The 21777-nt window shown below is 65.1% G+C and carries 19 protein-coding genes; 9 read left to right on the top strand and 10 right to left on the bottom strand.

What is annotated here, in order from left to right; all coding sequences use genetic code 11:
- Window positions 1–24: 24 nt before the first annotated feature.
- On the bottom strand, window positions 25–1992 hold the full coding sequence (locus tag ACM61V_RS06275; RefSeq protein ID WP_137786684.1) for an alpha/beta hydrolase family protein: 1968 nt from the start codon (window positions 1990–1992) through the stop codon (window positions 25–27).
- A gap of 93 nt (window positions 1993–2085) precedes the next feature.
- Here ACM61V_RS06275 and ACM61V_RS06270 point away from each other — a divergent pair, with 93 nt between their 5' ends.
- Window positions 2086–2808, top strand: coding sequence for an NAD-dependent deacylase (locus ACM61V_RS06270; RefSeq protein ID WP_137786685.1), 723 nt, complete (start codon window positions 2086–2088; stop codon window positions 2806–2808).
- Here ACM61V_RS06270 and era read toward each other — a convergent pair.
- From era to lepB, 3 genes are read right to left on the bottom strand one after another with little or no spacing between them, the layout of a single operon-like run.
- The gene (gene era, locus ACM61V_RS06265) at window positions 2775–3668 is read right to left on the bottom strand and encodes a GTPase Era (protein ID WP_137786686.1); all 894 of its coding nucleotides are present in this window, start codon (window positions 3666–3668) and stop codon (window positions 2775–2777) included. The genes ACM61V_RS06270 and era overlap by 34 nt on opposite strands.
- Window positions 3665–4342: a ribonuclease III gene (rnc, locus tag ACM61V_RS06260; protein WP_249341537.1), complete on the bottom strand. Its 678-nt coding sequence runs from the start codon at window positions 4340–4342 to the stop codon at window positions 3665–3667. The genes era and rnc overlap by 4 nt, the downstream gene beginning before the upstream one ends.
- 5 nt (window positions 4343–4347) lie before the next feature.
- Entirely contained in the window at window positions 4348–5205 is an 858-nt protein-coding gene (gene lepB, locus ACM61V_RS06255) for a signal peptidase I (RefSeq protein ID WP_137786687.1), read from the bottom strand.
- A 110-nt stretch (window positions 5206–5315) separates the two neighbouring features.
- Between lepB and pgi the strand changes: the two genes are divergently transcribed.
- The 3 genes from pgi (at window position 5316) to lpdA (ending at window position 9722) form a co-directional block, all read left to right on the top strand.
- Window positions 5316–6809, top strand: coding sequence for a glucose-6-phosphate isomerase (pgi, locus tag ACM61V_RS06250; RefSeq protein WP_137786688.1), 1494 nt, complete (start codon window positions 5316–5318; stop codon window positions 6807–6809).
- Between the two features lie 95 nt (window positions 6810–6904).
- Complete coding sequence (gene gorA / locus ACM61V_RS06245) at window positions 6905–8254, top strand: glutathione-disulfide reductase (protein WP_137786689.1); 1350 nt, start codon at window positions 6905–6907, stop codon at window positions 8252–8254.
- A gap of 73 nt (window positions 8255–8327) precedes the next feature.
- Window positions 8328–9722 (top strand): dihydrolipoyl dehydrogenase, encoded by a 1395-nt coding sequence (gene lpdA, locus ACM61V_RS06240; protein ID WP_137786690.1) that lies wholly within the window; start codon window positions 8328–8330, stop codon window positions 9720–9722.
- A 102-nt stretch (window positions 9723–9824) separates the two neighbouring features.
- Here lpdA and ACM61V_RS06235 read toward each other — a convergent pair whose 3' ends face one another.
- Window positions 9825–10082, bottom strand: coding sequence for a hypothetical protein (locus tag ACM61V_RS06235; RefSeq protein WP_249341538.1), 258 nt, complete (start codon window positions 10080–10082; stop codon window positions 9825–9827).
- Window positions 10079–11071: a glycerophosphodiester phosphodiesterase gene (locus ACM61V_RS06230; RefSeq protein WP_249341549.1), complete on the bottom strand. Its 993-nt coding sequence runs from the start codon at window positions 11069–11071 to the stop codon at window positions 10079–10081. Before ACM61V_RS06230 ends, ACM61V_RS06235 begins: the two co-directional genes overlap by 4 nt.
- Window positions 11072–11189: 118 nt before the next feature.
- On the opposite strand from ACM61V_RS06230, the gene ACM61V_RS06225 reads away from it, so the two are divergent.
- From ACM61V_RS06225 to ACM61V_RS06205, 5 genes are read left to right on the top strand one after another with little or no spacing between them, the layout of a single operon-like run.
- Window positions 11190–11705 (top strand): 2Fe-2S iron-sulfur cluster-binding protein, encoded by a 516-nt coding sequence (locus tag ACM61V_RS06225; protein ID WP_137786691.1) that lies wholly within the window; start codon window positions 11190–11192, stop codon window positions 11703–11705.
- Complete coding sequence (locus ACM61V_RS06220) at window positions 11702–12670, top strand: FAD binding domain-containing protein (protein ID WP_419713890.1); 969 nt, start codon at window positions 11702–11704, stop codon at window positions 12668–12670. The genes ACM61V_RS06225 and ACM61V_RS06220 overlap by 4 nt, the downstream gene beginning before the upstream one ends.
- A complete protein-coding gene (locus tag ACM61V_RS06215; RefSeq protein WP_137786693.1) occupies window positions 12667–14865 on the top strand; it encodes a xanthine dehydrogenase family protein molybdopterin-binding subunit in 2199 nt (732 codons plus the stop codon). Before ACM61V_RS06220 ends, ACM61V_RS06215 begins: the two co-directional genes overlap by 4 nt.
- Entirely contained in the window at window positions 14865–15788 is a 924-nt protein-coding gene (locus tag ACM61V_RS06210) for an XdhC family protein (RefSeq protein ID WP_137786694.1), read from the top strand. The genes ACM61V_RS06215 and ACM61V_RS06210 overlap by 1 nt, the downstream gene beginning before the upstream one ends.
- A complete protein-coding gene (locus tag ACM61V_RS06205) occupies window positions 15775–16377 on the top strand; it encodes a nucleotidyltransferase family protein (protein WP_137786695.1) in 603 nt (200 codons plus the stop codon). Before ACM61V_RS06210 ends, ACM61V_RS06205 begins: the two co-directional genes overlap by 14 nt.
- A gap of 36 nt (window positions 16378–16413) precedes the next feature.
- Here ACM61V_RS06205 and ACM61V_RS06200 read toward each other — a convergent pair whose 3' ends face one another.
- The 4 genes from ACM61V_RS06200 to scpA are packed head-to-tail and all read right to left on the bottom strand — an operon-like array spanning window position 16414 to window position 21762.
- Complete coding sequence (locus tag ACM61V_RS06200) at window positions 16414–18393, bottom strand: acetyl-CoA carboxylase biotin carboxylase subunit (RefSeq protein ID WP_137786696.1); 1980 nt, start codon at window positions 18391–18393, stop codon at window positions 16414–16416.
- Window positions 18393–18614 carry a hypothetical protein gene (locus ACM61V_RS06195; RefSeq protein ID WP_137786697.1) on the bottom strand — a complete coding sequence of 74 codons (222 nt, stop codon included), beginning with the start codon at window positions 18612–18614 and terminating at the stop codon, window positions 18393–18395. The genes ACM61V_RS06200 and ACM61V_RS06195 overlap by 1 nt, the downstream gene beginning before the upstream one ends.
- Entirely contained in the window at window positions 18611–19624 is a 1014-nt protein-coding gene (gene bioB, locus ACM61V_RS06190) for a biotin synthase BioB (RefSeq protein ID WP_137786698.1), read from the bottom strand. The genes ACM61V_RS06195 and bioB overlap by 4 nt, the downstream gene beginning before the upstream one ends.
- On the bottom strand, window positions 19621–21762 hold the full coding sequence (gene scpA, locus ACM61V_RS06185) for a methylmalonyl-CoA mutase (RefSeq protein ID WP_137786699.1): 2142 nt from the start codon (window positions 21760–21762) through the stop codon (window positions 19621–19623). The genes bioB and scpA overlap by 4 nt, the downstream gene beginning before the upstream one ends.
- Window positions 21763–21777: the final 15 nt, after the last annotated feature.

Genomic DNA, 21777 nt, shown 5'->3' with positions numbered 1-21777 from the left:
GCGACGGGGCCGCCCTTTTCGTATCTACAGGCCCAGCGAGGCGCGCAGGAATTTGTCGGCCTTGTCGAGCATCTCCGCCCGCGCGCTCGAATCGTCGAGCTGGTGATCCAGCCCCTTGAACTCCACCAGCTCGACCTTCTTGCCCGCATCGCGCAGCCGGGTTGCCATCAGTCGCGATTCAGCGATGCCCACATTAGCGTCACGATCCCCGTGAAACATCAGAACCGGCGCTTTGATCGCCGCCGCATTGCGCGCTGGCGATCCCTCGCGAATGTGGGGCCCGTTGCCGATGAACCGATCCACCAGGACGAAATTCACGAAGCGCCGTGATTCCTCACGCAAGCTGTCGAGATCGGTGACCGGGGCAATCGCGACGATCGCCTTGAAAAGATCGCCGTCCAGCACCGCGGACTGCAACGCCGCATAGCCACCGTACGACCAGCCGACGATTGCCAGCTTGCCAGGTGCCGCAATGCCCTGCTGCTGCAACCAGCGCCCGCCATCGTTCACGTCGCCGATCGCGGTGCGCCAGGATTGGAAGCCGTTCTTCTCGAACCAGGCTTGCCCATAGCCTGCCGATCCACGGAAATTTGGTTGCAGCACCGCATAGCCGCGCGCGGCGAAAAACTGCGCCAGCCAGTCAAAGCCCCATTCGTCTCGCGCCGCCGGACCGCCATGCGGAAGGACGATCGCCGGCAGGTTCTTTCCGTCACTGCCCGGCGGCAACGTCAGATAGGCCGGTATGACCGTGCCGTCCGCAGCGCGGTAGCTCACGGGCTTCACCGTCGCGAGCGTAAACCCCGACAGTTCGGGTCGCGACGCGGCGACCTCTTCGAGATGACGGTTGGTTTTGTCGTACAGGAAATAGCGTCCGGGATCGTTATCGCTGCTCGCGTGCAACAGGAGCAGCTTCTCGTCCGAGCTGGCATCGACAAAGCGGATCATCGGCAGCTTTGGAATGGCGCGTGAAAGCGAGACCCGCAGTTTCTTCAATTCCGGATCGAAATATTCCGCCTCGCGATGCTCGACGACCCATGATGCGCCGACCACCCTTTGCTGCCGGCCTATCCGGATCAGTTCATCGACATCCACATCCGGGCGCGCCACGAGCATTTCCCGCGTCATGTTGCCATCAAGCGAAACCCGGTAGAGCGCGCGGCGCCCGCTCGCGTTATCAAACCCGTAGACGACGTTGGTCGCCGGATCGACGGCGATCGGCTGAAAACCGGCGCCGCTCGAACCATCGACCTTGAAAGAGCTCAGCCGCTCCCAGGTTTTCTGATCGGCGCGGCGGTAGAAGTAATTGACCGTATCGCCCGAATATCGGTCCACCGCCTCCGGCCGAGAGCCCATGACGCGCACTTTGCCAACGCCATCGCTGATATAGGAAACAACACGCGGCTTGGGCTGCTCGACGATACGCCGGGAAAGCGAGCTGATATCGACCGCGACGACCCCAAGCCCCTCCTTCTGGTTCGCGAGCCGCGTGCCGACCGTCTCTTCGGGCACGAACCCGAGCGCCATCAGCACCGAGCCCGGTTTCCCGTCTGCGGTGAGATCGATCAAATCGCCGCCGAACTGAACGGGGCCAAGTGTCCTGACGCCGCCCTGGTCGGTGATCATCTTATAACCTGTGCCGTCATCCTTGACGCTCGCCAGCCGGGTAAAGCCGAGCAAAAAGCCGGAATCGCCCGCGAGACCGTAAACACTGCATACGAGCCGTTCCGTGCTCGCCCACTGGCACCAGCGAAGCCGCTCGGGCTCGCCACTGCTCTTCAACACCGGTTGCGGCTGCTTCCCGTCGAATTGCGCGACCGTTGCAATCGACATGCGGTTCCCGAGCGGCCGAACGATCGCGATCTTCTTGCCATCGGGAGAAAGGCTGATGTCGGCCACATATTCCCGCGCGCCAAAGGCCTTGGCTTCGCGCGTCGGTTCCGCCAGCGCCGGCGTGGTTGCCAGCAACATGGCGACAAAAGCCAATCTGTTCATCGATACCCCCTTTTTCCCCAGGCCATGCTATCTCCTTGAAAGGCGGATGCAAGTGGCACATTTCGCCGCAAGTCGCAGATGGACACACAGGCCATGCTCAAACTCGTCATCCTCACGGGCGCCGGCATTTCGGCGGAATCCGGCCTTGCCACGTTCCGCGGACCCGGCGGCTTATGGGAGGGGCACCGCGTCGAGGATGTCTGCACGCCCGAGGCGCTGGCGGGAGACGCCGCGCTGGTGCATCGCTTCTATGACGAGCGGCGGGCCGCGTTGGCGCATGTGTCGCCCAATCCCGCGCATCGGGCACTCGCCCGGCTCGATCGCGCATGGCGCGGCGAATTGCTGATCGTCACGCAGAATGTCGACGACCTGCACGAGCGCGCGGGCGCGCGCCGGATGCTTCACATGCACGGAGAACTGAACTCGGCGCTGTGCGCGGCATGTGGGGCGCGCACCGGCTGGCGCGACGATCTGCCGCCCGGCAGCCGGTGCGAGGAATGCTCCGCGCCGATGCTTCGCCCCGACATCGTGTTCTTCGGCGAGATGCCGTATCATATGGACGCGATCGAGCGGGCGCTGTCGGATTGCGACCTGTTCGTCTCGATCGGAACATCGGGTGCGGTCTATCCGGCCGCGAGGTTCGTGCAGACCGCGCGCTATCACGGCGCCGAGACGCTGGAGCTCAACCTGGAACCATCGGCGGGCAGCGCCTGGTTCGCAGAGACGCGGCTCGGCCCGGCATCCGAGCTGGTGCCGGCATGGGTGGACGAGCTGCTTGGCGATCACTCCACCCAGTCGAGCCCGATATCGCGATAGACGCCGCGATCCTCATCCCAGCCGGGCTTCACCTTCACATGCAGGTAAAGGTGCACCGGCCGATCGAGCAGCACCGCCAGTTCGGCACGCGCCTTCGCACCGATCTCGCGGATGCGCGTGCCGCCCTTCCCAAGCACGATCGCGCGCTGCGTCGGGCGCTCGACCAGAATCTGCTGGTGGATCTCCGCCGAGCCGTCCTCGCGATCGAGGAACTTCTCCGTCTCGATCGTGCTGGCATAGGGAAGCTCGGCGTGGAGCTGGAGGTAAAGCTGCTCGCGCGTCACCTCGGCGGCCATCGCGCGCTCGGTCGCGTCCGAGACCTGATCCTCGGGGTAGTGCCACGGCCCCGCCGGCATCGCGCGCGCCAGCGCCCGCTTCAGCTCCGCCACGCCATCGCCGGTGGAGGCGCTGATGAAGAAGGTTTCCGCGAACGGCGCGATCGCGTTGAGCTTCTCGGCGTGGAGGAGGAGACGCGGTTTATCGGCCAGATCGACCTTGTTGAGGATCAGGAAACGCGGCTCCGGGCGATCCGCGATCCGCTCGGCGATCTCCACCACCTTGGGGGCGAGGCCGCCCTTCGCATCGACCACGAAAGCGAGCAGGTCGGCCCCCTCCGTTCCGCCCCATGCCGCCGCGACCATCGCGCGATCGAGCCGGCGCTTGGGATCGAAGATGCCCGGCGTGTCCACCAGCAGCAATTGCGTATCGCCCTCGATCGCGACGCCCATCAGCCGGGTGCGCGTCGTCTGCGCCTTGGGGCTGACGATCGCGACCTTCTGGCCTACCAGCGCATTGACGAGCGTGGATTTGCCGGCGTTGGGCGCGCCGACGACGGCGACAAGGCCACAGCTTTGGGTCATCGTGATCTCACCATTTCGAGCAATGCGCGGGCGGCGGCGGTTTCCGCCTCCTGCTTGCTGCCGCCGTCGGCCAGCGCCTCGGCCAGTTTGGGGATCGCCGCCTTCACGAGGAAGCGCGGCGCATGGCCAGGGCCGGAACGCTCGACCACCTCATAGAGCGGCGGCTTGCGCTGATGCGCGGCGGCCCATTCCTGCAACGCGGATTTGGGGTGCTGCGGCGCGGCGGCGTCGGCGCTGATGCGGTCCCCCCACAGCCGGCGGATCGCGGCGCGCGCCACGTCCAGCCCGGCGTCGCGATAGAGCGCGCCGAGCAACGCCTCCATCACATCGCCGAGCACATTGTCGCTGTCGCTCGCGCCGTCGTCGCGCGCCTGCTTGCCCAGCCGCAAGCGCGCCGGCACGGCCAGCCCGCGCGCCACTTCGGCACAGACCGCGCCGGTAACCAGCGCGTTGTAGCGCTTGGACAACGCGCCCTCCGGCTCCGCGGGGAACAGCTCATACAGCCATTCCGCCATCACCAGCCCGAGCACGCGATCGCCGAGAAACTCGAGCCGTTCGTATGTCGCCCCGGAGCGGCTGCCGTGCGTCAGCGCACGTTCGTAATCGGCGAGATCGGCCGGCCGGTGCCCGAAAATGCCGTCGATCCACCCGGCAAGGTCCGCATCCTGGGTCACGCCGGTCAGAAACCGCCCCCGATCCGGTTGAGCCGCGCGGCGGTGAACCACGTCCACGGCAGGAACCAGTTGGCCGAACCGTCGGTGGACCAGAAGATCACCAGCGCCTTGCCCTCGATATTCTCCATCGGCACGTAGCCGAAGCCGCCCGATGCCTGGCTGAACCGGCTGTCTTCGGAATTGTCGCGATTGTCGCCCATCAGGAAGACGTGTCCGGCGGGCACCGTGAACAATTCGGTGTCGTCGGCGATCGTCTGCCCCATATCCAGCACTTCATAGGAGCGGCCACCCGGCAGCGTTTCGCGGAAGCGCTTGTACCGGCATACCGGCTGGCCGTTCGCCACGTCCTGATATTGCGACTGGCATTTGTCGGCGCCGTAATTGGGCGTGAGCGGCACGATGAAATCGGCGATCGGCTGCTTGGGCACCGGCTGGCCGTTCAGGATCAGCTGGCCCGCGCGCATCTGCACCGTATCGCCCGGCAGGCCGATCACCCGCTTGATGACGTCGTGGTCGTTCGCGGGCGGACCGCGAAACACCACGGTATCGCCGCGCGTCGGCGTGCCGCCGAACAGCCGCCCCGGGATCGGCGGGAAGCCGAACGGCAGCGACCAACGCGAATAGCCGTAATTCCACTTCGACACGAACAGATAGTCGCCGATCAGCAGCCGCGGCAGCATGGATTCAGACGGGATCGAGAACGGCGCGAACAGCAGGCTGCGGAACAGCCACACGATGATCGCGAGCTTCACGAGGAAGCGCAGCGTATCGCCGGATTCGGATTTCTTCCCCACCGATCCGGCGGCGGGCGCCTTGCCGATCGGCTGCGGGATATCGTCGGGCGGGGTGTCCTGGTCGGCCATAGGCGCGGCGTCGCTCAACCCCGCGCCGACGTCAAGCCGCTGGCGTGTGGAACGATGCGGGGGTAACGGCTGTTCGGTCGTTTCCCGGCACAGACAGAAAGACGTGAAACATGGCGGACTGGTCCACGATCGAGGCATTGCCGAAGGCACGGCTGACGCAATTGTTCGCCGATGACGCCGATCGACTGAAACGCTTTTCGCTCGACGTTGCGGGCATGCACTTCGATTTCGCCAAGACGCATCTGACGGCGGAAATGGTCGCCGCCTTCGAAGCACTGGCGAAATCGAGCGATCTGGCCGGCAGGCGAGAGGCGATGTTCGGCGGCGCGCATGTCAACGTCACGGAGGATCGCCCGGTCGAGCACACCGCCGAGCGCGGCGAGGGTAACCCGGAGAGCGTCAATCGTGCGCGGGGCTATCACGCGCGGATGCGGGCGCTGATCGACGCGATCGAGGCGGAGGCATTCGGCCCGGTTCGCCATATCCTTCACGTCGGCATCGGCGGATCGGCGCTGGGGCCGCACCTCTTGGTCGATTCGCTGGGGCGCGATTCGGATCGCTATGACGTGGCGATCGTCTCGAACGTGGACGGGATGGCGCTGGAGGATGTGTTCGACCGTTTCGATCCGGCGGCGACGCTGCTGGTGGTCGCTTCCAAGACGTTCACCACCACCGAGACGCTGATGAACGCCGAAAGCGTGATCGGCTGGATGACCGAGCATAATGTCGAGGATCCCTATGGCCGCGTCATCGCGCTGACGGCCAGCCCCGACAAGGCGATCGAATGGGGCGTGGACGAAACCCGCGTGCTGCCGTTCGGCGAAGGCGTCGGCGGGCGATATTCGCTGTGGTCCTCGATCGGCTTCCCGGCGGCGGTGAAGCTGGGCTGGGATCAGTTCGAGGAACTGCTGGAGGGGGCGGCCGAAATGGATCGCCATTTCCGGCTCGCCGCGCTGCACGAAAACGCCCCCGCCCTCGCCGCCTTCGCGGATCTCTATTACACGCAGGTCCGCCGTGCCGAGACGCGCGCGCCCTTCGCCTATGACGAGCGGCTGCGGCTGCTTCCGAGCTATCTCCAGCAGCTCGAGATGGAATCGAACGGCAAGGGCGTGACGATGGACGGAAAGCCCGTCGCCGGCCCCACCGCCGCGATCACCTGGGGCGGGGTCGGCACGGACGCGCAGCATGCGGTGTTCCAGCTGCTGCATCAGGGCACGCATCTCGTGCCGGTCGAATTTCTCTGCGTCATCGAACCGGGCGATACCTTGCCCGAGGAACATCACCGTCAGTTGCTGCTCAACGCCTTCGCGCAGGGCGCGGCGCTGATGAAGGGCAAGGAGAATCCTGACGATCCGGCCCGTGCCTATCCCGGCGACCGGCCCTCCTCCACCGTGTTGCTCGATCAGCTCGACGCGCGCACATTGGGCGCGCTGATCGCATTCTACGAGCATCGCGTGTTCGTGAACGGCGTCCTGCTCGGCATCAACTCCTTCGATCAGTTCGGGGTGGAACTGGGCAAGGAGATGGCGAAGGCGGCCGCGAAGGGCGGCGGGGATTTCGATCCTTCGACCGACGACCTCATCAAGCGTGCCGGGCTGGGCTGAACGGCCCCGCGCGTCACAGTGATCGGCATTTCCGCCCTTCCGCGCGGCGCTTCCTCCCCATATTGCGGCGGCAAGCATCGCGCGGAGTGAGATTGATGGCCGATTACGACTATGACCTGTTCACGATCGGCGCCGGCTCCGGCGGAACCCGCGCGAGCCGGGTGGCGGCGGCGCATGGCGCGAAGGTTGCGGTGGCGGAGGAATATCGCGTCGGCGGCACCTGCGTCATCCGCGGCTGCGTCCCCAAGAAGCTGCTCGTCTATGGCGCGCATTTCGCCGAGGATCTGAAGGACGCGCGCCGCTTTGGCTGGCAGGTGCCGTCCGAATGCGCGTTCGACTGGAAGACGCTGCAGGCGAATGTGCTGGAGGAGGTGGATCGGATCAACGGCGCCTACACCAGTACGCTCGAATCGAACGGCGCGGAGATCATTCACCAGCGCGCCACCATCACCGGCCCGAACGAGGTGACGCTCGCCGACGGCACGAAGAAAACCGCCAGGACGATCCTGATCGCCACCGGCGCGCGGCCGCATGTGCCCGACTGTCCCGGCCACGAGCACGGCATCACCTCGAACGAGGCGTTCCACCTCGAGGCGATCCCGAAGCGCGTGCTGATCGCGGGCGCGGGCTATATCGCGAACGAGTTCGCCGGGATCTTCCACCAGCTCGGCGCGCACGTGATCGTCATGAACCGCACCAAGGAAATCCTGCGCGGCTACGATCAGCAGATTCGCGACCGGCTGCTCCAGATCAGCATGATGAAGGGCATGGAATTCCGCTTCGATGCGAAGTTCGAGAAGATCGTCAAGGGCGAGGACGGCTGCCTCACCGTCCATATGGGCGGCCATGAGCCGGTGACCGTGGATTGCGTGATGTTCGCCACCGGGCGCGTGCCGAACGTCGAGGGGCTGGGGCTGGAGAACGTCGGCGTCGCGCTGGACGAGAAGAACGCGGTGAAGGTGGACGACCACAGCCGCACCACCTGTCCGTCGATCTACGCGGTCGGCGATGTCACCAACCGCATCCAGCTCACGCCCGTCGCGATCCGCGAGGGGCAGGCGTTCGCCGACAACATGTTCGGCGGCGGGGGCGCGGCGGTGGAATATGACAATGTGCCCAACGCCTGCTTCAGCCACCCGCCGATCGCCGGGGTCGGGATGACCGAGGCGGACGCGCGGACGAAGCTTGGGTCCGTGAAAGTCTATTCGTCCGATTTCCGGCCGATGAAGAATGTGCTCGCCGGGCGGGACGAGCGCGCGCTCTACAAGATGATCTGCGATGGCGACACCGGGCGCGTCGTCGGCATCCACATGATCGGGCCGGACGTGGCGGAGATCATCCAGGCGGCGGCGGTCGCGGTGAAGGCCGGGCTGACGAAGGCGCAGTTCGACGCGACGGTCGCGCTCCATCCCACGATGGCGGAGGAGCTGGTGCTGCTGAAATGACGCCGCGGGGTTGTCTCATCCCCTCCAGGGGCTATGTCGCATCGCAAAACCCGTAGCGAGAAGCGAGCGAGCGATGGCTGACGAATTCGATTATGACGTGCTGGTGATCGGCGCTGGCCCCGGCGGCTATGTCGCGGCGATCCGCGCGGCGCAGCTCGGGCTGAAAACGGCATGCGCGGAATCGCGCGAGACGCTGGGCGGCACCTGCCTCAACGTGGGCTGCATCCCGTCCAAGGCGATGCTGCACGCCAGCGAGTATTTCGATGCGGCCGCCAATGGCGCGATGGCCAAGCTCGGCATCAAGGTGACGCCGGAGCTTGATCTCGATACGATGCATGCGCAGCGCCGGGATGCCGTGAAGCAGCTTACCGGCGGCATCGAATTCCTGTTCAAGAAGAACAAGGTCACCTGGCTCAAGGGCCGCGCCGCGTTCGAGGATGCGCACAAGGTGAAGGTCGGCGATCAGACCGTCACCGCGAAGAACATCGTCATCGCCACCGGCTCGTCGGTCACCCCGCTGCCGGGCGTGACGATCGACCAGAAGGTCGTGGTCGATTCGACCGGGGCGCTCGAGCTGCCCAGGGTGCCCGAGCATATGGTGGTGATCGGCGGCGGCGTGATCGGGCTGGAGCTTGGCTCGGTCTGGCGGCGGCTGGGCGCGAAGGTGACGTGCGTCGAGTTCCTCGACCAGATCCTGCCCGGCTTCGACGGCGAGGTGCGCAAGGAAGCCAACAAGATCTTCAGGAAGCAGGGCATCGAGTTCAAGCTCGGCACCAAGGTGACCGGCGTGACCGTCTCCGGCGACACGGCCACGCTGACGCTGGAGCCCGCCGCCGGTGGCGAGGCGACCACGATCGCGGCGGATTGCGTGCTCGTGTCGATCGGGCGCAAGCCGAACACCGACGGCCTCGGCCTCGATGCGATCGGCCTCGCCCCCAACCAGCGCGGCCAGATCGAGACCGATCACGATTTCCGCACCAAGGTGGCGGGCGTGTGGGCGATCGGCGATGTCATCCCCGGCCCGATGCTCGCCCACAAGGCCGAGGATGAGGGCATCGCCGTGGCCGAGAATATCGCCGGCCAGCACGGTATCGTGAACCACGATGTGATCCCCTCGGTCGTCTATACCTGGCCCGAGATCGCGGGTGTTGGCCTGACCGAGGAAGCGGCGAAGGAGCGCGGCGAGGTGAAGGTCGGCAAGTTCCCGATGATGGCGAACAGCCGCGCCAAGACCAATCACGAGCCGGACGGCTTCGTGAAGATCGTGGCGGACGCCAGGACCGATCGGGTGCTCGGGGTGTGGTGCATCGCCAGCGTCGCGGGCACGATGATCGCGCAGGCCGCGCAGGCGATGGAATTCGGCGCGACCAGCGAGGATATCGCCTACACCTGCCACGCGCATCCGACGCATAGCGAGGCGATCAAGGAAGCGGCGATGGCGGTACGCGGAAAGCCGATTCACATCTGATCGCCAGCGGAGGGTTGTGGGGATCACCCGGCGGCACATGCTTGTCGTGCCGCCGGCGTTAATGTCAGCCCGCGTTACGGCGCACGACGCGTCGTCATCCCGCTATTGCGGCTGCGACGGCGGGTAGCCGCTTTGCTGCGCACACTCCGCCCGCTCGGGATGCTTGCGGCAACGCGCGTCGCGCTTGCGCATCGCGCGCACATAGTTGCGATCGCGCTCGGACGGGCTGGTCGTGCTCCAGTCCACCACCTTGCCGACTGCCTTCACCGGCGCGGTGGCGACGGTGGTGACGGTGCGGACACAGCCGCCCGCGCCGATCAGTGCGAATGCCGCCATCATCGCCGCGCCGGTGCGCCTCATCGTAGGCGCTTCTCCTCCCGCACGCGGTTGCGCGCGGCCACGCCGATCGCCGGGAAATCGGTGAAGAAGCCGTCCAGTCCGCGATGCAGCGCGGCGGCGATCTCCCCGTCGAGATCGCCATGCCCGCGCGGGTTCAGCCCGTCGCGATACGCCGACGGCAGGAAATAATTCTCGGCGCGATACGTCCACGGATGAACGCGCAGCCCCGCCGCATGCGCCGCGCGCACCAGCCCGGTTGGCACCTGCCCGTCCCATACCATCGCCTTGTTCGGCCCGATCCCGAACGCATAGCTGGCGATGTCCCGCATCCCCTCCGGCGTCAGCATCGCCGCATAGCTCGGCGCGGCGCTATCGGCGGGGCCGCCTTCCTTGTCGACAAGCTGGATCAGCCGGATGCCGGTCAGCTTGTGGATGCGCTTCAGGTTCTCGATCTCGAACGACTGGATGAACACCGGCGCGGCGGCGTCATTCCATCCTGCCGCCTGCAACTGGCGCACCAGCCGCTCATCGGTCGGGTGGCCGATCGCGGCGAAATAGGTCGGGTGCTTCGTCTCGGGATAGATGCCCACGTGATGCTTTTTCGCCAGCGCGATGATCTCGGCGAGCGTCGGGATATCGTATTTCCCGTCATATTGCCGGTTGTCGGGGCGCAGCAGCGGCAGGCGCTCCTTAGCGCGCAGCGTCTTCAGCTCGGCGAGCGTGAAATCCTCGACGAACCAGCCGGTCAGCTTCTGCCCGTCGATCGTCTTGGTCGTCTTGCGCGCCGCGAACTCCGGGTGATCCGCCACGTCGGTGGTTTCGGATATCTCGTTCTCGTGGCGGGCGACGAGCACGTCGTCCTTCGTCGGCACCAGATCGGGCTCGATGAAATCCGCCCCCTCCTCGATCGCGCGCTCATAGGAGCCGATCGTATGTTCGGGACGCTCGCCACTGGCGCCGCGATGCGCGATGACGATAGGATCGGATAGCGGCGCGGCCGACTCGGGCATCGGGCGATCCTGCCCGGTTCCGCACGCGGACGCCAGCAACGCCAGCGGGATGAAAGTCATTCGCACGGACACCAACCCAGTCACCCGCGTTATCCTGTCTGCCAATGGAGAGCGAGCCATGCACTTTACGATCAACGGAGCGAGATACGAGGCGGACGTCGATATCCGCACCTCGCTGCTCGATCTGCTGCGCGAGCATCTCGGGCTTACGGGCAGCAAGAAGGGATGTGACCATGGCCAGTGCGGGGCGTGCACGGTGCTGGTCGACGGGCGGCGGATCAATGCGTGTCTCACGCTCGCCGTCATGCATCAGGATGATGACATTACGACGATCGAGGGCATTGGCACGATCGACAATCTTCATCCGTTGCAGGCCGCCTTCATCCGGCATGATGGCTATCAGTGCGGATATTGCACTCCGGGGCAGATCTGCTCGGCGGTGGGGATGCTCGACGAGGTGGCGCGCGGCTGGCCAAGCCACGTCTCCGGCGATCTCTCCGGCCCGGTGCTCGACGATGACGAGATATCGGAGCGGATGAGCGGCAATCTGTGCCGCTGTTCGGCCTATCCCAATATCGTCGATGCGATCCGTGAGGTGCACGCGGCTTCGATCGAAAGGGAGCATGCGGCGTGAGGACGTTCGACTATGCTCGCGCGGAAAGCCCGGAGCAGGCGGTGGCGGCCGGCGGCCGCTTCATCGCCGGCGGCACGAACCTCATCGATCTGATGCGGCTGGAGGTGGAAACGCCGGAGCGCCTGATCGATATCAGCCGCCTCGATCTCGCCAGGATCGAGGATCGCGATGATGGGGGCCTCACGATCGGGGCCTTGGTCACGAACAGCGATCTCGCCGCCGATCCGCGCGTGATCGCGCGGTACGAGGTGTTGAGCCGCGCGTTGCTGGCCGGCGCCTCCGCCCAGCTTCGCAACAAGGCGACGACCGGCGGCAACCTCCTCCAGCGCACCCGCTGCTATTACTTCTACGACACCACCACCCCCTGCAACAAACGCGCACCTGGATCTGGCTGTGACGGGCGCGAGGGCTTCAACCGGATCCATGCCGTTCTGGGCACGAGCGCGGCATGCATCGCCACCCACCCCGGCGATATGCCGGTGGCCATGCGCGCGCTGAACGCCGTGATCGTAACGCGGACACCGGGCGGCGAGCGCCGCCGGCTGCCTATCGCCGATTTCTATCGCCTTCCCGGCAATACGCCGGAGGTAGAAACTTTGCTGCAACCTGGCGAACTGATCACCCATGTCGACTTGCCGCCACCGGTGGAGGACGCGAAGCAGTTGTATCGCAAGGTGCGCGATCGCGCCTCTTATGCCTTCGCACTCGTCTCGCTGGCGGCGGTCGTGAAGGTGAGCGATGGCCGGATCGCGCATGCCGCGCTCGCTTTCGGCGGTGTCGCCCCGTGCCCGTGGCGTGACGCGGCGGTCGAATCCGCGTTGATCGGCAAGCCGCCGACTGCCGAGAATTTCGTCAACGCAGCCGATGTCTTGCTGAAAGATGCGCGTGGATTTGGCCACAATGATTTCAAGATCCCCCTGGCCCGGCGCGTGCTGATCGCCGCCTTCAGGGATTTGACAGCATGACCGACTACAGGATGGATGAAGCCCACCCCGGCCTCGCGCTCGATCGCGGGGTGCAGAACATATTGGGCAAGCCGCTAGACCGAATTGACGGGCCGGTGAAGGTAACAGGCGGCGCCACCTATGCGCTTGAGCATCAGGTCGATCGCATGGCATGGGGCGTCGCGATCACCGCGCCGATTGGCCGGGGCAGGATCACAGCGATCGACACGAAGGCAGCAGAGGGGCTGCCCGGCGTAATCGCGATCTACGCCGGCGACGACGCGCTCCCTCGTCAGACGCCGGTATTCGGACAGGATCAGGCGCAGCGCTACGACGGTACGATCGACAGCTGGGGCGAGGTGATCGGCCTCGCCGTTGCCGAAAGCCTGGAACAGGCGCGCGCCGCCGCCCGCGCGGTTGTGGTGTCGAGTTCGCCAGAGCAGGGAGTTTTTCTGACGAAGGATGGCGAGCCAGACGCGTTCGATCCGCCGTCCGGCGCACTTCTGCCTAACATTGTGAAGGGGGATCTCGACCAGGCGATGCGTGACGCCGCCGTGGCTATCGACGTGGATTATTCCACCCCGCGTCAGGTTCATGCCGCAATGGAACCGCACGGCGCGATCGCCGAATGGCACGATGACAAGCTGACGATGCGGTGTTCGATGCAGATATTTCGTCAAGCGCGTCCCGTGTTGGCCAAATCGCTTGGCATCTCGCCCGACGATATTCGCCTGATCTCACCATTCATCGGTGGCGGCTTTGGCGGAAAAAACGTTAGCGCCGATGCAATACTCGCCGCAGTCGCGGCCAAGCGGCTCGGCCGCCCGGTCAAAGTCGCGCTGGCACGACAACAGATCTTCCATGCCTGCTACGGGCGCTCGGATACCTATCAGCGCATCCGCCTCGCCGCCGATGCAGACGGCCGTCTGCTCGGCTATGGGCAGGACAGCCTGGTCAGCCAGAAGGTGGGCGCGACATCGTTCGAGCCGGTGCCGCTCGGCGCGGTGGCGCTTTATGATGGTGAGCATCGCAGCTTTACGACACGCATCGCGCCGGTGAACCTTGTAGCGCACGGCCCAGTCCGCGCGCCTGGCGAAGCGGTCGGGATGATCGCGCTGGAATGCGCGATGGATGAACTGGCACGCGAACTTGGCCTTGATCCGATCGAGTTGCGCCGCCGCAACGAGCCGGAGAACGATCCTACTTCGGGCAAGCCATTCTCCTCGCGTCGGCTGATCGACTGCTTCGATGAAGGCGCGCGCCGCTTTGGCTGGGGCAAGCGCGAGCGGCGGAGCGAAGGCGAATGGCTCGTCGGCCACGGCGTCGCCACGGCCGCCCGGGTCAATTTCCTTGCCGATTCCAGCGCGAGGGTGACGCTCACGCCGGAAGGGCGCGCGGTGATCGAAACGGACATGACGGATCTCGGCACCGGAACGTACACGATCCTCGCTCAGGTCGCGGGCGAGGCTCTTGGCTTGCCGATGGACCACATCGACGTTCGGCTGGGCGACAGTGAATTTCCCGTTGCGGCAGGCTCGGGCGGGTCGTTCGGCGCTGCTTCCGCGTCCTCATCCGTCGCGCTGGCGTGTGAGGAAATTGCGGAAAAGCTCGCCAAGGCAATGGGCGCCAAGAGCGAGGACGTGACGCTGAAGGACGGCCATGCCATCGCCGGGAACCGCCGCGTCCCGCATGCCGAGTTGGTCGGCGACACGCCGATCGCCGCGATCGGGACGATCCACCCCGGCGCCAATAACCGCCGCTTCTCGCAGGCCACTCACGGCGCGCAATTCTGCGAGGCGTGGGTAAATGCGGTGACCGGCGAAGTGCGCGTCAAGCGAATGCTCGGCGTCTTTGACTGTGGCCGCATCCTCAATCACAAGACCGCGCGCAGCCAGGGAATTGGCGGCATGATCTGGGGCCTCGGCTATGCTCTGCACGAGGAGGTGCATATCGATCCACGCACCGGCGCAATCGTCAATCGCGATTTCGGTGAATACCACATCCCCGCCAACGCCGATGTGCCGCAGATCGAATGCTATTTCGTCGAGGAGATCGATCGGCACGCTAATCCGCTCGGGGCGAAGGGGATCGGCGAGCTTGGCATCTCGGGCGCGGGCGCGGCGGTAGCCAATGCGGTTTTCGACGCATGCGGCGTTCGCGTTCGTGATTTTCCGATCACACCTGACAAACTCCTGCTGGGGCTTCCGCCAATCTGATGGCCGATAATGATTCCGTAATTGCCGCCGCCGAAGCGTGGAAAGGCGCGCCGATGGCAATCGCTACAGTGGTATCCACCTGGGGCTCCGCACCGCGCCCGCGCGGGAGCCACATGCTCGTCCATGCTGACGGCCGGTTCGAGGGATCGGTATCCGGCGGCTGCGTCGAGGGTGATATTCTTGATGCCGCCGCAAGGGTGATCGCCGGCGCGCCGTTCGAACTGAGGCGCTATGGCGTCGCGGATGCGACGGCGTGGGAGGTCGGTTTACCATGTGGTGGCGAGATCGCGGTGATGGTGCAGCCAGTGTCCGAAGCGGGCTTTCCGCCTGAACTGTTCGAGAGCATCCGCAACGCGCGCGTTGCGGGGCAGCCGCTCGACGTCACGACGAACCTTGCCAACGGACGCAGCTGCCCGGGGACGATGACCGGCGGCGACGTTTTCCTCAACCGCTATGATCCGCCACGTCGCCTGCTGATCGTCGGTGCGGTGCAGATCGCGCAGTCTCTCGTCGGGCTGTCGCGAACACTCGGCATCGAAACGGTCGTGATAGACCCGCGCGGCCGCTTTCTTACCGATGAACGCTTCCCCGGCACGACATTGGATGATCGGTGGCCTGACGAAGCGATCGCGGCCTATCGCCCAGGCCCGGCAACCGCCGTGGTGACACTCAGCCACGATCCCAAGATTGACGATCCAGCGCTGATCGCCGCGCTTGAAGCAGGAGCCGGCTATGTCGGCGCGCTCGGCAGCCGGCGCAGCCATGCCGCCCGGCGCGATCGGCTCGCCGCAGCGGGTGCAAGCGAAGAGGCACTCGATCGCATCGACGCGCCGGTCGGGCTGGATATCGGCGCGATCGGCCCATCGGAAATCGCGCTTTCCATTGCCGCTGCGATAATAGGACGTTTCAATGATCGAGGTTGAGAAATCCGTGCTTGTGCTGCTTGCAGCCGGGAAGTCAGAACGGTTCGGCGATGTCGGTAGCAAGCTGGACGAGCTTTTTCTTTCGCGCCCGCTTGGCCTGCATGTCGCGGTGACACTGGAAGACATGCCGTTCATGGAGCGTATCGCGATCGTCGATGGCTGCAAGATCGATTTTTCCGAACACAACTTCACCGTAATCCACAACGAAGATCCCGATCGGGACATGGCGTCGTCGGTCCGTCTTGGCGTGGAGATGGCTAAGGAGCATGGGGCGGAGGCAGTAGTAATAGCGCTTGCGGATATGCCGCGCGTCACTGCGACGCATATTTATCGCCTGTTCGACGCGGCGGGCGGGACGGACGCGGTCGTCGCCTCAAGCAACGGGCGATATCCCTTGCCCCCGGTCCTGTTCGGCTGCGATCGTTTCGACGAAGTGCTGCGCATCACCGGCGACCAGGGCGCGCGCGACATGATCCGCGCCGGTGTCCATGTCGTCACCAACGAACATGAACTTATCGACGTGGATACACCGGAAGAGCTCGAGAACCTCCGCGCGCTGGTTAGTTCTCCCGACGCCCGGCGACCGTAGGAGCGTGCGCCTCCCCGCCGGGAAGGCCGGCAGTCCCTATTCCAGCTCCAGGATCACCTGATCGACCTGCAGGCTTTCGCCGGCCGCGGCGTTGACCGCTTTCACCACAGCCGACTTTTCGGCGCGCAGGATATTTTCCATCTTCATCGCCTCGACCACCGCGAGCGGCTGGCCCGCTTCGACCTTATCGCCCTCCTTCACGTCAAGGCGGACGAGCAGCCCCGGCATCGGCGCGATCAGGAACTTTGACAAATCGGGCGGCACTTTCTCGATAAGGTGCCTCGCGTAGGGCGCAACGCGTGCCGGCAACACGCGAACCTTGTGCGTCGCCCCGCGCGCATTGAGCGTGAACCCGGTGCGGGTGCGAGCGATCTTCACCGTCAGCGGCGCCGTGCCCTCCACGGTGGCGATGCGTTCACCCGGCGCATAGTGGATCTCACCGTCCAGCGGCTGGCCATCGACGGTCACGACATCATCATCGATCGTCACAACGTGATCTAGCTTGTCGATCCGTACCACCCAGTCGGCCGGCGGATCGAGTGGCGCACCGAGTTGCCCGTCCACGCACCGCGCGCGCTCCGCCCAAGCCATCGCAGCATGCGCGGCAACGCCCGCAAGCGTCCGCACGAGGCCATCCGACGCCGGAGCACCGTGGAAACCATCGGGATATTCCTCCGCGATGAATCCAGTGGTGATATTGCCAGAACGGAAGCGCGGATGCTGCATCAGCGCGGAGACGAAATCGAGGTTTGTCCCGGGCCCCTCGATCTCGAACGCGTCGAGCGCGGCGACCTGTTTGTCGATCGCCTCCTCCCGCGTTTTGCCGTGGGTGATGAGTTTGGCAATCATCGGATCATAAAACATGCTGACCTCACCGCCCTCGCGCACACCGTCATCGACGCGTACAACGTCTGAAAACGCTGGCGGATTGTATCGCACGAGCCGCCCGATCGACGGGAGGAAGCCGCGATACGGATCCTCGGCGTAGACGCGGTTCTCGACCGACCAGCCGTTGATCTTCACGTCCTTCTGGCCGAAACCAAGTTTCTCGCCTGCCGCCACGCGGATCATCTGCTCGACCAGATCGAGGCCGGTGATCTCCTCCGTCACCGGATGTTCCACCTGAAGGCGGGTGTTCATTTCGAGGAAGTAGAAACTCTCACCCGTCTTGTCCGCGCCAGAGACGATCAGTTCGACCGTGCCCGCACTGTAATAGCCCACCGCGCGTGACAGCGCGACCGCCTGCTCGCCCATCGCCTTGCGCATCTTGGGCGTGACGAACGGCGACGGTGCTTCCTCGACCACCTTCTGGTGGCGACGCTGCACCGAACATTCACGCTCGTTAAGATAGACGATATTGCCGTGCTGATCGCCGAGCACCTGGATCTCGATATGGCGCGGGCTTTCGATGAACTTCTCGATAAAGACGCGATCGTCGCCGAAGCTGGCGAGCCCCTCGCGCTTGGTCGCCTCGAAGCCCTCGCGCACGTCCTGCTCGCTCCACGCGAGTCGCATGCCCTTGCCGCCGCCGCCGGCCGACGCCTTCATCATCACCGGAAAGCCGATGTCCGTGGCGATCTTAACCGCCTCTTCGGTGTCCGCGATCTCCCCGAGATAGCCGGGGACGACGTTGACGCCGGCCGCCTTGGCGAGCTTCTTCGATTCGATCTTGTCGCCCATCGCAGCGATGGCGTTCGGCGGCGGGCCGACGAAAGCGATGCCTGCGTCCGCGCACGCCTTCGCGAAGCTCTCGCGCTCTGAAAGGAAGCCATAGCCGGGATGAATGCAATCCGCGCCGGTGTCCTTCGCCGCTTTCAGGATCAGGTCCGCCTTGAGATAGCTCTCCGCCGCCGGCGCCGGCCCGAGCCGCACCGCCTCGTCCGCCATCAGCACATGCGGCGCGCGCGCGTCCGCATCCGAATAGACCGCAACGGTGGCGATCCCCATCTTCTTCGCCGTGCGGAATACGCGGCACGCGATCTCGCCACGATTGGCGACAAGGATTTTCTTGAACATCAGAGGTCGTCGCTTCCCTTTGCAGGTCGATATAGAAAAACCAAAACCATGGCGCCCAAAGACAAGACGGCTGATAACCACCAGATTGCCCAGCGCAGATTGTCACGCGCCGAACAGACATCCATCGTGTCAGGGCAGTCGCGCGTAATCATGCCTAGAAACCAGAAGCCGAAAAGAGCTACCCAGAGCGTTCCGCTGAGCAGGCAGCCCTTCGGCTTCACTCAGCCGCCTCGCACACTCGCTGCCGCATCGGCTCTTCTGCCTTCATCGGCCGCACCCCCAGCTTCGCGAACAGCGCGGCGTCGGCGCTGTCGCCGCGGTTGCCGGTGGTGAGCAATTTGTCGCCGGTGAAGATCGAGTTCGCGCCGGCCATGAAGCACAACGCCTGCGTCGCTTCCGCCATGCTCTCGCGCCCCGCCGACAGCCGCACCATGCTCATCGGCATGCTGATGCGCGCGACCGCGACGGTGCGGACGAATTCGATGTCGTCGATCTTCGCGAGCGGGGTATCGGCGAGCATGTCGCCCAGCACCGTGCCCTTCACCGGCACCAGCGCGTTTACCGGCACGCTTTCCGGGTGGCGCGGCAGCGTGGCGAGCGCGTGGACGAAGCCGACGCGATCGGCGCGGGTCTCGCCCATGCCGACGATCCCGCCGCAGCACACGTTGATGCCCGCCTGACGGACGTTCTCCAGCGTTTCCAGCCGCTCGCCGAAGGTGCGCGTGGTGATGACGTCGCCATAACGCTCCGGCGAGGTATCGATATTGTGGTTGTAGTAATCGAGCCCCGCATCGGCCAGCATCGCCGCCTGCGACGGCGTGAGCATACCCAGCGTCATGCAGGTTTCCATGCCCATCTGGCGCACGCCCTTCACCATCTCGACGATGGCGGGCATGTCCTTGTCCTTGGGGTTGCGCCACGCGGCGCCCATGCAGAAGCGCTGCGAGCCGCTGTCCTTCGCCTGCGCCGCCATCTGGAGCACGGCGCGCGGGTCCATCAGCTTGGTCGCCTTAACGCCGCTCTCCGCGCTCGCGGATTGGGAGCAATAGCCGCAATCCTCCGGGCAGCCACCAGTCTTGATCGAGAGCAACGTGCAGAGCTGCACCTCGCCGCCCGCGTGATGCGCGCGGTGGACGGTTTGCGCCTGATACATCAGCTCGTCGAACGGCAGGTCGAAAAGCGCCGCGATCTCCTCGCGCGTCCAGTCGTTACGGGTCATTATCTCGCTCATTCCGCCGCCTCGGCTTCGGGGGGCATATTGTGGCCAAGCAGGCGCAGCACGTCCTCCGCCGCCTTGGTAAGATTGGTGCCGGGACCGAAGATCGCCTGCACCCCGGCATCGTAAAGCGCCTGATAATCCTGCGCCGGGATAACCCCACCCGCCACCACCTTTATATCGGGGCGGCCAGCATCCTTCAGGTGACCGATCAGTTCCGGGATCAGCGTCTTGTGCCCCGCCGCGAGGCTTGAGGCGCCGACCACGTCAACGTCCTTGTCGAGCGCCAGTGCGGCGGCCTCCTGCGGTGTCTGGAATAGCGGGCCGGCCACCACCTCGAAGCCGAGATCACCGAACATCGAGGATACGAGGTTCGCGCCGCGATCGTGCCCGTCCTGCCCCATCTTCGCGACGAAGATGCGAGGCTTGCGGCTCAGCCGGCGTTCGGTCGCCTCGACTCCGCGCAACAAACGCGCCCAACGCTCATCATCCGTATAGGCGCCGCCGTAGATACCCTTAACCGGCGTCGGGACGGTGCCGAAACGGCCGAACACATCCTCCATCGCCGAAGATATCTCGCCCAGCGTCGCGCGTGCGCGCGCCGCCGTGACGGCCAGCTCGAGCAGATTGCCATCGCCCTTGGCGCCGTCGCGCAGCGCATCGAGCGCCGCTTGGCAGGCCGCCTGATCGCGCGTCGCCTTCACCTGGTTGATGCGGCGGATCTGCGCCTCACGCACCGCGTGGTTATCGACATCGAGGATATCGATCGCGTCCTCGTTGGCGAGGCGATATTTGTTGACGCCGACGATCACGTCTTCGCCACGATCGACCCGAGCGGCTCGCCCTGCGGAGGCTTCTTCGATCATCGCCTTGGGCCAGCCCGCGGCTACCGCCTTGGCCATGCCGCCCTCGCGCTCGACCCGCTCGATGATCTCCCAAGCTCCATCGACGAGTTGCTGGGTCAGGCTTTCAACATAATAGGAGCCGCCGAGCGGATCGACGACCTTGGTCATCCCCGTCTCTTCCTGAATCACGATCTGCGTGTTGCGCGCGATCCGGGCGGAGAAATCGGTCGGCAAAGCGATCGCCTCGTCGAGCGCATTGGTGTGCAGCGACTGGGTGCCGCCCAGCATTGCCGCCATCGCCTCAATCGTGGTGCGGATCACGTTGTTGTACGGGTCCTGCTCGGTCAGCGAGACGCCGCTCGTCTGGCAATGCGTGCGCAACATCTTGCTGCGTTCGTCCCTGGCGCCGAGCTTCGTCATCACGCGGTGCCACAGCACGCGCGCCGCGCGCAGCTTCGCCACCTCCATGAAGAAGTTCATGCCGATCGCGAAGAAGAAGCTCAGGCGCCCGGCGAACTTGTCGATATCCAGGCCTGAGGCGACCCCGTATTTCACATATTCCGCGCCATCCGCGATCGTGAACGCCAGCTCCTGAAGCTGCGTCGCGCCGGCCTCCTGCATGTGATAGCCGGAGATCGAGATGCTGTTGAACTTAGGCATCTCGCGGCTGGTGTAGCCGAAAATGTCGGAGATGATCCGCATGCTCGGCTCCGGCGGATAGATATAGGTGTTTCGGACCATGAACTCCTTTAGGATGTCGTTCTGGATGGTGCCGTCGAGCAGCTTGCGCTCGACACCCTGCTCTTCGCCAGCGACGATGAAAAAAGCGAGGATCGGGATCACCGCGCCGTTCATCGTCATAGACACGCTCATCTGATCGAGCGGAATGCCGTCGAACAGGATCTTCATGTCCTCGACAGAATCGATCGCCACGCCGGCCTTGCCGACGTCACCGGTCACGCGCGGGTGATCGCTATCATAGCCGCGATGCGTGGCGAGATCGAATGCGACCGACAGGCCCTTCTGCCCTGCCGCCAGGTTACGGCGATAGAAAGCGTTCGATTCCTCGGCCGTGGAGAAACCGGCGTATTGCCGGATCGTCCACGGCCGCCCGGCGTACATCGACGCGCGCACACCGCGCGCGAATGGCGCGAAGCCCGGCAGGCCCGGATCGACCGTCACATCCTCGGCAGTGTAGAGCGGCTTGACCGCAATCCCCTCCGGCGTCTGCCATGTGAGATCCTTGCCCTTCACCTCCTTGGCGGCGGCGGCGGACCAGTCATCAAGCGTCGGTTTGGTATCGGTCATGTCGCTCCACTCCGG

It is taken from the genome of Sphingomonas sp. TX0543 (assembly GCF_048565505.1).
Lineage (GTDB): Bacteria > Pseudomonadota > Alphaproteobacteria > Sphingomonadales > Sphingomonadaceae > Sphingomonas.
This window is presented reverse-complemented; position numbering and strand designations above follow the sequence as displayed.